At 60.0% G+C, this 9,069-nt stretch carries 11 protein-coding genes; 9 read left to right on the plus strand and 2 right to left on the minus strand.

Translation table 11 applies throughout. The features are described from left to right. The first annotated feature begins 1 nt into the window (after position 1). The 3 genes from AWB79_RS31005 (at position 2) to AWB79_RS31015 (ending at position 1,733) form a co-directional block, all read left to right on the plus strand. Positions 2 to 1,018 carry a DNA-binding protein gene (locus AWB79_RS31005; protein ID WP_061171261.1) on the plus strand — a complete coding sequence of 339 codons (1,017 nt, stop codon included), beginning with the start codon at positions 2 to 4 and terminating at the stop codon, positions 1,016 to 1,018. An 86-nt stretch (positions 1,019 to 1,104) separates the two neighbouring features. Further along, entirely contained in the window at positions 1,105 to 1,380 is a 276-nt protein-coding gene (locus AWB79_RS31010) for a YlcI/YnfO family protein (protein WP_061171282.1), read from the plus strand. 74 nt (positions 1,381 to 1,454) lie between these two features. Further along, positions 1,455 to 1,733 (plus strand): HU family DNA-binding protein, encoded by a 279-nt coding sequence (locus AWB79_RS31015; protein ID WP_061171262.1) that lies wholly within the window; start codon positions 1,455 to 1,457, stop codon positions 1,731 to 1,733. Positions 1,734 to 1,813: 80 nt separating this feature from the next. On the opposite strand, the gene AWB79_RS31020 is transcribed toward AWB79_RS31015, so the two are convergent. Continuing rightward, the gene (locus AWB79_RS31020; RefSeq protein WP_232471077.1) at positions 1,814 to 2,035 is read right to left on the minus strand and encodes a hypothetical protein; all 222 of its coding nucleotides are present in this window, start codon (positions 2,033 to 2,035) and stop codon (positions 1,814 to 1,816) included. A gap of 14 nt (positions 2,036 to 2,049) precedes the next feature. Between AWB79_RS31020 and AWB79_RS31025 the strand changes: the two genes are divergently transcribed. From AWB79_RS31025 to hfq, 5 genes are all read left to right on the plus strand, one after another. Then, positions 2,050 to 2,553, plus strand: coding sequence for an SET domain-containing protein (locus AWB79_RS31025; protein ID WP_061171263.1), 504 nt, complete (start codon positions 2,050 to 2,052; stop codon positions 2,551 to 2,553). A gap of 142 nt (positions 2,554 to 2,695) precedes the next feature. Further along, positions 2,696 to 3,586, plus strand: a complete 891-nt coding sequence (locus AWB79_RS31030) for a hypothetical protein (RefSeq protein ID WP_061171283.1) — start codon at positions 2,696 to 2,698, stop codon at positions 3,584 to 3,586. Between the two features lie 570 nt (positions 3,587 to 4,156). Continuing rightward, positions 4,157 to 4,471, plus strand: coding sequence for a type II toxin-antitoxin system prevent-host-death family antitoxin (locus AWB79_RS31035; RefSeq protein ID WP_061171284.1), 315 nt, complete (start codon positions 4,157 to 4,159; stop codon positions 4,469 to 4,471). Further along, complete coding sequence (locus AWB79_RS31040) at positions 4,468 to 4,839, plus strand: hypothetical protein (protein ID WP_061171264.1); 372 nt, start codon at positions 4,468 to 4,470, stop codon at positions 4,837 to 4,839. The genes AWB79_RS31035 and AWB79_RS31040 overlap by 4 nt, the downstream gene beginning before the upstream one ends. 66 nt (positions 4,840 to 4,905) lie before the next feature. Further along, the gene (gene hfq, locus AWB79_RS31045; protein WP_061171265.1) at positions 4,906 to 5,172 is read left to right on the plus strand and encodes an RNA chaperone Hfq; all 267 of its coding nucleotides are present in this window, start codon (positions 4,906 to 4,908) and stop codon (positions 5,170 to 5,172) included. A 306-nt stretch (positions 5,173 to 5,478) separates the two neighbouring features. On the opposite strand, the gene AWB79_RS31050 is transcribed toward hfq, so the two are convergent. Further along, the gene (locus AWB79_RS31050) at positions 5,479 to 6,951 is read right to left on the minus strand and encodes a UvrD-helicase domain-containing protein (protein WP_061171266.1); all 1,473 of its coding nucleotides are present in this window, start codon (positions 6,949 to 6,951) and stop codon (positions 5,479 to 5,481) included. A 294-nt stretch (positions 6,952 to 7,245) separates the two neighbouring features. Between AWB79_RS31050 and AWB79_RS31055 the strand changes: the two genes are divergently transcribed. Continuing rightward, the gene (locus tag AWB79_RS31055) at positions 7,246 to 7,449 is read left to right on the plus strand and encodes a cold-shock protein (RefSeq protein ID WP_061171267.1); all 204 of its coding nucleotides are present in this window, start codon (positions 7,246 to 7,248) and stop codon (positions 7,447 to 7,449) included. Positions 7,450 to 9,069 lie beyond the last annotated feature (1,620 nt).

Genomic DNA, 9,069 nt, shown 5'->3' on the forward strand with positions numbered 1-9,069 from the left:
CATGTCCGACGTTCTCTCCGACGAAACCCGCCTCGCGGCCGATATCGAACGCCTCAAGGTCGAATTTCCCAAGACGCGCGAGCTGTATCGCGAGGTGTGCGCACTGCTGTTCTTCCGCTTCGGCGTTCCGCCCACGGCCAATCGCCTCTACAACCTGGTGCGGCGCGGCACCATGAGCACACCGGCGTCGGTGCTGAGCGAGTTCTGGGCGGAGCTGCGCGAGAAGAGCCGAGTGCGCATCGAACATCCCGACCTGCCGAAGGATCTGAGCGACGCCGCAGGCGAACTGATCGGGACGCTGTGGACGCGGGCGACGACGTCCGCGCACGCCGAGCTGACCGCACTGCGCGACGAAGTCGAAGCGCAGCGCGCCGAGTCCGAACAGAAACTGGTGGCAGCGCGCGACGAGCTCGGGCGGACCGAAACGGCGCTCGAGCAGCGCACCGCGGCGTTGCTGGCGGCGCAGGTCGAGATCCGCGAATGGGAGCGGCAGCAGGCCGAGGAGGCCGCCACGCGCAAAGCGCTTGAGGCGGAGATCAAGCGTCTCGGCGAAGAGGCCTTTGCGCGCGAGCGAGAACTGGAGAAGGTACGCCACGCCTTCTCGCGCGATCTCGAAAAACTCCGGGAGACGGCGGACCGCGCCGAAGAGCGCTTACGCGCGTCGGAAAAGCGCGCGCTGCTGGAGATCGATCGGGAACGCAGCGCGGTGGCCAAGGCTCAAAAGGAACTGGCCGAGGCAGGTAAACGCGCCGACAAGCGAGAGGCCGAACATCGTCGCACCGTCGAGGCGCTGCAGGAGCAGCAGGGTGATGCCCGCCATCAAACTGGGGTGCTGCAAGGCAAGCTCGCCGCGCTCGAAACGGCACACAAGTCACTTCAAGCGCAGTTGAATTCGCTGCGCGGAACGACGCGCCCCCCGACCCGGCGCGTGTCGACGGCAGAATCCAGTCCGCCAGTGAGGCGAGCCGCTCGAAAGGCCGTCGTTGGCAAAACGACGAGAGCGAAAGCTCGCACCTAGATAATGACCGGGGTGGCGCCGGCAAGCGGCGCAATCCACGGGCGGTGGGTGCCGCAGTTGCGCCGACGGTCAAAAGGAGCAAACAGGTGAGAAGATCAGCAGAGAATAAATTGCGGGTCGTGGCGGTGCGCATCGACCCCGTCATTGAACAGCGCTTGCGTGTGCTGGCAGAGGCCACAGGGCGCAAACAGTCGTACTTCCTGCAGCGGATGATCGAAGATGGCATCGAAGCGATGGAAGAGACCTGGCTGTCGCCAGAGACGCTGGCCAAGGTTCGAAAGGGTGACTTGCCCGAGCTGCTCGCTGCACAGAGCACGACATCGGATCTGTTCGACCTGGATGCGACCGACGCGGCCTCGTAGCAGCGGCGGTCGTCTGTTTTTCGGAGCGGTTCGGTAAGATCGCGTTTCGTTTTCAATAAAGAGGAAGAGACCCAATGAACAAGCAGGAACTGATTGACGCGGTTGCATCGCAGTCGGGGACGAGCAAGACCGCCGCTGAAGAGGCGATCAATGCGGTGCTTGAGACGATTTCGAAAACGGTGGCCGCGGGCGACACCGTTCAGCTGATCGGCTTTGGATCGTTCGGGACCGGCGAACGCGCCGCGCGGACCGGTCGGAATCCGCAGACCGGTGAGACGATTGAGATCGCAGCAGCCAAGACGGTGAAGTTCACTGCCGGAAAGAGCTTCAAAGACGCCGTCAACCAGGCGTGAGCGCAGCGACAGCAGGGTGACGCGCGACGGTTGCGGGCGTCCAGCTGGCCGTCGTCGTCCGTTGGAGACGTCACGCTGGGTCAGAAAAGCTGAGTCTCGAGCGGTATGAGGTTCACCCATTTCACCGCGGTGCGGCGCTCCTGTCCGTCTGGGTGAATGGAGCGAATCATGACACGTTGCCCGCGCGCTTCGCCCAGAACTTCCGCAATCCGATCTTCATAGCGCACCAACGTGCCGCGCGCCGGCTTGCGTTTAAGTTTCGTGCGACGAGGCGGAGCGGACATTTCTAGACTGGCTGACATGCGATGATGCGATTATGCCTGTCGTCACCCCCAATGCAGATTTTTCGTTTCTCCCCCACGCCAGAGTGTCCACCATGCGCCGCATTGCAGTTCGTGACTCGCCGATTCATGGTCGTGGAGTGTTCGCCACGGCGGCCATCTTCGTTGGTGATTCAATCCTCGAGTACAAAGGCGAGATCATCTCAGCGAAAGAGGCACAACGCCGATATGAGCGGTCCACCGCAGAAGACGGACATACCTTCTTCTTCGGGCTTGACGACGGACGCATGATCGATGGCGCACAAGGCGGCAACTCCGCGCGTTGGATCAATCATAGTTGCGCACCCAACTGTGAAGCCGACCAGGAGGGTGACCGAATCTTCATCCGGGCGACACGCAAAATTGAAGAGGGCGCAGAGATCTTCATCGACTACGCCCTTGATGTCGAAGGGCGCCGAACGGCGGCGCTCAAGCGCCTGTACGCATGTCGATGCGGCGCTCGCCGCTGTCGAGGCACGATGCTGGATGCGCGTCCGTAGGCTACTTGAGGCACGCCCGGTACCAGGTGATTCATGAAAGGACCGTCGTCACCGGCGAGCGCTTTCTCGACGCGTTGAAATGAATTAGCCTGATCGCTTTTCATCGAAGACTTTCCTGAGCGCGACGACGATGCAGCAAAGCATGCAACAGCTCGATATATTTGCCGACAGCCGCGACGTGGCACTGCGCAATGACGTCGTGGAGCAATTGCAGCGTCGCGATGCGGTGGACGCGCGAGCCTCGCTGACGCATCTCGCCGATGAATACCCTGACGACAGTGCGCTGCCTACGATGGCGGTGCTTGTTTGCGAACTCGAGAACGAGTTAAGCCTTCCGCTGACCGACCACGCGGAACTGGCCTCGATACGTCGACACCTCGAGGATGAGGTGATGCCCGCGGCCCAACATGTGCTGCCCGCACAGGACCTTCATGCGTGGTCGACATCTTGCTGGCGCTCCCTCGCCGAGCGCGCAGCACCGCTGGCGTTTTGCGCGACCCACACCGAAAGTCACGCCGCGCCGCTATGGCTTCGCGCAGGGGGCTGGGCGGCGGCCACTGACGCCGTCAACACGATCGAATCGTGGTGGCGCATCCCGTCCCCCCTCACCTGGATGGCCGAAGCGCGGTGTCGAGCGGCCGGCCTCGATGCGGCGTGGCCACTGTTTGCAGAGTTGGCGTGGCTGGCACCGTCACGGTTCGCCGCATTAATTGCCGGGCTTCGGGACGCTTCGCTGGATGGGCTGCGTCGGCGCTTCGATGCTGACTTTTCCGGCACAGGCGAAATCGAGGATTACGCATGGTTCCCGGCCTGGCTAATGATCGTCAAGCCAGCACTGGCGACTCGGCTGGGCGAGGCGCGCATGCAGCGAGATTTGCCGGCGTCTCGCGCCACTGCCTTGCTTGGGGAGATTTTGCGCCGCGAACATGAAGGCGACCAGCACGAACTGGTGACCTTACGCGAAGAACTCAGCCGGCTGCATACGGGCCTGTTTGACGCCTACATGGCAACACGGAAAGTGCAGCATCGATGACCGCGTCGGTTCGCGTCACCGGCTTTACTTCCGCGTTGCCGCTGGAGATTTTTTGTCGGACGGAAACACGAACACGCGCAGCGATGTTGCCGGTAGGGTTGCCTCTGCCTGCTCGATCACTTGCGAGGCCAGAGGGTCGTTCGTACTAGGCGATTTAGCTGAATTCGGTACGGCTTGCCCTTCGGCTGGATCCCGATGCTTCTGCGTCAACGACTCGATCAGGTGCGCGAACCCTCGTAGTCCATGCGGTGATGTCAACGATTCCAATGTGGTCGTCCGTGGTTGTCGTAGGACTATAGTAATTCGCAGAGCGTTGGTTGCTGTCTTGGCCAAGCCTCCCCTTCGCGGACACCGGAAGAATTCGGAACCCGTGTCAGATCCATCGTAAATCAAGCGCGGCAGTGCGCCAAATGCTGAACCGGGTGGCGGGTGGCCGCGACGTCTTCGTCAATCTGATGCCGGACGTCTCTATTAGGGTCGCACGCTTTTAGTTTCACGGGAAACGTACTTGACAGGGTGCGGGAGTGGGGCGTATGTTACTTTAACGAATTCGTTAAAGGATGCATGAAAATGGCTATCCGCGCACAGGATGTTGTTCCGATCAGTGAAGCTCGGGCGCGTCTGACTGAGCTCGCGGAGGACGTGGTCGCCGGCGCTGAGAAGGTCCTCACAAAAAACGGCTCCGCCTTCGTCGCGATTGTCGACGCGAAGAAGCTTGATTACTATCACGAGCTCGAGCGCCACGAGCGCGGCCGTCTGTTGATGCTATCTGACGCAGAACGCGGGATCCACGACGTGCTCGCCGGGCGGACTTCGTCTGCCGAAGCGTTTCGGCGCGCCTTGCAAGAACGTGCTGAAAAACGCCGCGCCAAGAGCCAGACATGACCATCGTCGACGTCGCTGACTCGTTTACCGAGTCGCTCGACGCCATTGAAGCATTCATGTTTGTTCAGGACGAAGGCTCGGCCGCACGACGCTCCGACCAACTTGAAGGCGAAATCGTTGAGCTGGTTGCGCGACTGGAGAACTACCCCAAGTTTGGTCGTCGAGCGGATTTCTATGCAGTGACTTCAGCCGCATCGCAGGCATGGCTACGGCAGGTTGAGCAGTTGGCTGCACAGGCTCAGTTGCTTGAGTTTCGGGAGTCTGTGCTTTCCGCCCATCTCATCCTGTACGCGTGTTCCGACTCGCGCGTGGTCCTGCTTTCGATCCGCCACGAACGAGAGGCCAAGTACGGCCCTGATGCTGTCTGATGCTTCCGTGGCTTGCAGATCGGATGCGCTTGAGCTCATCAAAACTTAAAGAGCTAAAAAACTGATATGGCGCAGACCCAACCTGGTGTTCAAGGCGACTTTCTCAACGCGTTGAGAAAGGAACGAAAGCGCGTGGCGATTTATCTGGTCAACGGAATCAGACTGGTTGGACACATTCAATCATTTGATACGTACATGCTTTATCTCAGTTCGACCACGGGATCCCAGATGATCTTCAAGCACTCGATCTCGACGATCGGTGAAGATACGGGTCCGGCCGTCCGGGCAAACAGCCGAGCAAGCGGACCGCGCGACTATACAAATCGTTCTTAGGAAAAATAGTCAGCTTACGACGTTTCCAAAGGCATAGCGGTGTCGGCAGGCTCTTGATTTCGGTGCATCTTGAAGTATTTCACGCCAAAGGAGGGCCCTTGCGCTGTCGACTGCGTTCAGGCCGCGCTCGCCGGACCTAAAGAGACGTGAACAAAGCAAAGGACGAAACCAACCCGCCAAAACGCTGAGCGCCTTTTGGGGAACCTTCCGTGCAAATTCTGGCGATGAGTTGCTGCAGACCCTTAACCAATAAGGGTCCTCCGGACTCTGGCATCTTGATCGGGGCTTGGTCTTGCATGCCACTAGTCAGAAAGGCATTTTCGAAACGAACAACCTCAATAGTGCTTCGCGAAGGTCGGAAATATCGAGCACGTGCTGCGCGCGTGTCACCGCGACATAGAGGAGTCGCATCTCGTCCTCATCCAACGTTAGTCGACCGTTAGCGATCGTGAAGCGAAAATCGTTCACGACTTTGACGCGCTTCCATTCAAGCCCCTTGGCGCGATGCACCGTCGAGATAACGTAGTCGGCTTCGCGTTCGTGCGTCACGCGCTGCGCGAGGGTGCGAAGATAATCGGTGCCACGCTCGTCGACAATCTGGACGATCGGCAGTAAGTCTTGGCCGGCCGCGCAGCGCGCGAATGACTGGACGTCCTTCCAGCTGTCGAACAACGCAAAGGCCAGTGGGCGGAACGCGCGCCGACCTGCGAGCAGTTGATCGGCGCCGTCCGCGAACGCGACGATCTCGCTGGCACTCATGCGAATGGCTGGCCGATGACCCATCTCGAGGCCTGCGGCGAGTTGCCAGATGGCTGTCACATTCTTTCTGCATAGGATGGCATCGACCGGTGGCGAAAGCGCCGGATCTTCAACCATGATCGAGCCAATGCCTGGCTGCCCACGGATTGGCGTTGGTTCGCGCAATAGCGTGAGCACACGACTCGCGAGCGCAGCGAGCGTCGGTCCAAAGCGGAAGGATTCAGTGAGAGGGCGTTCCGGCGCGTCGATTTGTGCCATCGCATTGATCGCACCGCGCCACTCATAAATTTGCTGGTAGGGATCGCCGACGTAGATGATCTGGGCGTGGCGCTGCCGGCCGAGCACCGACATCATGACGCCATCACTGTCTTGCGCTTCGTCGAAGAGGATGAAATCGGCGTTAATGCGGGGATTTTGCTGCGCCCAGACTTTCAGATAAACGTCCGGCAGAATCGCGCTGCGTCCACGTGGATCGATGCTCTCGTGCCACAAGCGCACCACGCTTTGCAGCAGGTTTTCGCGCAGCCAGTCGGCAGCCTGTTCTTGCACCTTCTCGTCGACTGGAATGTGCGAGGGGCGCGGCGTCGCATCCGGCGAGCGGCAAAACCGGCCCAAGCCGTCGACGATCATCCGTCCGATTTCGAAGGGTGCGATCTCGACGTTTCTGCCGGCAATGGTCGGAACTTCGATCGCACCAATTCCGTAGCGTGCGGATAACTCGTGGAGCGGCTCGGCGGGGAGGTTCACACGAGCCGTCAATGACCGGTCCACGCCCGCGTACGCGAGCGAATGCACGGTACGCGAGCTGACGTTGGGCGGAAATCCTCGGGCCGCCGAATTTGCGATCTCCTTGTTGAACGCGAGGTACGCCCCCCGCTTGCCCGTCAGTTGAAGGGCGACCAATCGCAAAGTGGAGGTCTTGCCGGCGCCGGCATAGGCTTTGACTTTGAGATCACCGCCGCCGATGGCCGCTTCCACGACCGCGCGTTGCTCAGCTGTTGGTTTGAAGGAGGTGGACATGGAGGTTAAGGCTTAGGATGCACGCATAGTCTACAAGAGACGCTACCCCAAGAATTCATCACAGACGACGCGAACGAACAGGGCATCGCGCCCCGCCGAACGCCGAAACGTCAGAGCCCGATGCAGACAGGCATAAGTGTCGTTTTCGTGCGAAAAAGGCTACTGAAACGCACGTTTACCCGGTACGAGGGCTGAGCGGGGTTGCCGTTAAATCGTCCACGGTTCAAGATGAGCATCCCAGCAACACAGCTCGGACAACCGCCGGTCAAACGGCAACTCAGGCACAAACACAACATGGCAACTGGTACGGTCAAGTGGTTCAACGATGCAAAGGGTTTCGGCTTCATCTCGCCAGACGGAGGCGGTGAAGATCTGTTCGCACATTTTTCTGAAATCCGTTCTGAAGGCTTCAAAACCCTCGCGGAAGGGCAGAAAGTGAGCTACGAAGAAAAGATGGGACCGAAGGGCAAGCAGGCGTCGAATATCAAGCCGATCTAAGCCGCTGTGCGGGCGCCGCCAAGGCTGCTCTCACGAAGTGACGACAGTCGATCAGCGGCGTAAACGAGCGCGGCTACATCGAGTGCCCCCGCGTCGCCCGGTCATCACCAGCAAGCTGCTGGCGTTGACCGGACCGATGGCAGATCGATACCGAATCGAACAGGAAAGCGTGTACCTGATTGCCGGTCGCGGCGCGTTCACCGACAAGCGATTCGCGCATCGGACGTGGAGGGGCGCCTCGGCCTCGATCGAGACGGACTGCGCAGCAGTCGCACGGACCTGATGTCTTTATAACCGACGTTTGCTTGCCCGCCAATCCGCGCCCGCGCAGGCTTCCTTGGCCATCAAGTTGACCGACGACATGCCTGCATGCATAGAGTTGCTTGCGCGCGCGTTTTTGCGCCACACGTGCGCGCCTCATGTGTTGATGCGACGCTCCGTCACTCTCAGTCCTTAGCATGAACAAGGCATAAGCTCATCTTCAACGCCGCAAGGCCGGGCGCGGCCACGCGTCAATCAAGGTGAGGTCTCTCATCCAGATTGTCGCGCCACAGGGCGATACTCTCTCCGTTCCTTGACTTTCTGGCAGCCCGCATACGCTTGTTGCAACGAATTTGAAAATGCACAGCGTATGAATACGACCCTCAGGAACCGAGCGCGCCAGGTATCGTCCGCTTCGGTCGACGTGCCCAAGCGGACCTCTCTGCAAGCCGATCGTGAGATCGCTCATATAGAAGCGGTAGTGCGCGCAGTAAGCGCAACATCAGCTGCGCTACCGATAAGCGCTGGTTACTGGAAGGCACGCCTTCGTGACTTGCGCATTAGCTATACGTTGCTTCCAGTCCAAACTGCTCGGCTCGCGGCGCTTGAACTTCACGTCGACGAGATGGAACAAAAAGCCATGGAGCCGGATATGAATTGTGAACGCCAAGTGGCGTAGAGAACCGGCCGGCCTCCGCACGCGAGATGTCGATGTGTCGGAAGCGCGACCACGGGTGCCCCAAACCGCCATGCTAGATTGGCGCTTGCGCACAGATCAGGGACGCTCGCGTTCGAGATCGATCGTGCCAGCGTCGTGGCAAAGCGATTCGCGGCCGCTACCATGATATGCGCAGCTGGCGACCCTGTACTCAGCAAGAGGGTATCAGGACGTGATCGGCGAGTCGGGAGCGATGTTGATACAGCTCGCTTGTCGGCCTTTGCGGACATTGAAGCCGGTTCCGTTTAACGTCAGCAGGCTGGCAGATTGCTGACTTTGGTGGTGTCGCGCGATAGGACTTCCGCCGCCTGCATCAGCGAACTCACACTCACGACCCACATCGGTCTCCGGGTTCAGCGGCCATCGGATGGCTGGTATCAGTATGCGAACGGCCAATGGTCCGAACGAAGAGGACTAGGCGATCGATCTGGACCACTTGCCTCACGGCAGGCCAAGCGTTGACGAACACGACTGTCGCTTCTGCGGTACCAGCGGCTTGCCCACAAGCGGGCAGCTCAGTTCACCCTCAACGGGCGTAGGCCATATGCAAGGCCGGGCACTACATGAACCGCCCCGACTTTGTCGGAGACCGCCGAGTTTGGCGCTACGCCGCGCGAGCGGAGAGCACCAGATTCCGATTG

Origin of the sequence: Caballeronia hypogeia (genome assembly GCF_001544875.2) — a bacterium.
In the GTDB taxonomy this organism is placed as follows: Bacteria; Pseudomonadota; Gammaproteobacteria; order Burkholderiales; family Burkholderiaceae; genus Caballeronia; species Caballeronia hypogeia.

What these genes read in the sequence shown, in the direction of transcription:
- AWB79_RS31005 (WP_061171261.1), top strand. Translation starts at nt 2, where the DNA reads ATGTCCGACGTTCTCTCCGACGAAACCCGCCTCGCGGCCGATATCGAA.
- AWB79_RS31015 (WP_061171262.1), top strand. Translation starts at nt 1,455, where the DNA reads ATGAACAAGCAGGAACTGATTGACGCGGTTGCATCGCAGTCGGGGACG.
- AWB79_RS31020 (WP_232471077.1), bottom strand. Translation starts at nt 2,035, where the DNA reads ATGTCAGCCAGTCTAGAAATGTCCGCTCCGCCTCGTCGCACGAAACTT.
- AWB79_RS31025 (WP_061171263.1), top strand. Translation starts at nt 2,050, where the DNA reads ATGCCTGTCGTCACCCCCAATGCAGATTTTTCGTTTCTCCCCCACGCC.
- AWB79_RS31030 (WP_061171283.1), top strand. Translation starts at nt 2,696, where the DNA reads ATGCAACAGCTCGATATATTTGCCGACAGCCGCGACGTGGCACTGCGC.
- AWB79_RS31035 (WP_061171284.1), top strand. Translation starts at nt 4,157, where the DNA reads ATGGCTATCCGCGCACAGGATGTTGTTCCGATCAGTGAAGCTCGGGCG.
- AWB79_RS31040 (WP_061171264.1), top strand. Translation starts at nt 4,468, where the DNA reads ATGACCATCGTCGACGTCGCTGACTCGTTTACCGAGTCGCTCGACGCC.
- hfq (WP_061171265.1), top strand. Translation starts at nt 4,906, where the DNA reads ATGGCGCAGACCCAACCTGGTGTTCAAGGCGACTTTCTCAACGCGTTG.
- AWB79_RS31050 (WP_061171266.1), bottom strand. Translation starts at nt 6,951, where the DNA reads ATGTCCACCTCCTTCAAACCAACAGCTGAGCAACGCGCGGTCGTGGAA.
- AWB79_RS31055 (WP_061171267.1), top strand. Translation starts at nt 7,246, where the DNA reads ATGGCAACTGGTACGGTCAAGTGGTTCAACGATGCAAAGGGTTTCGGC.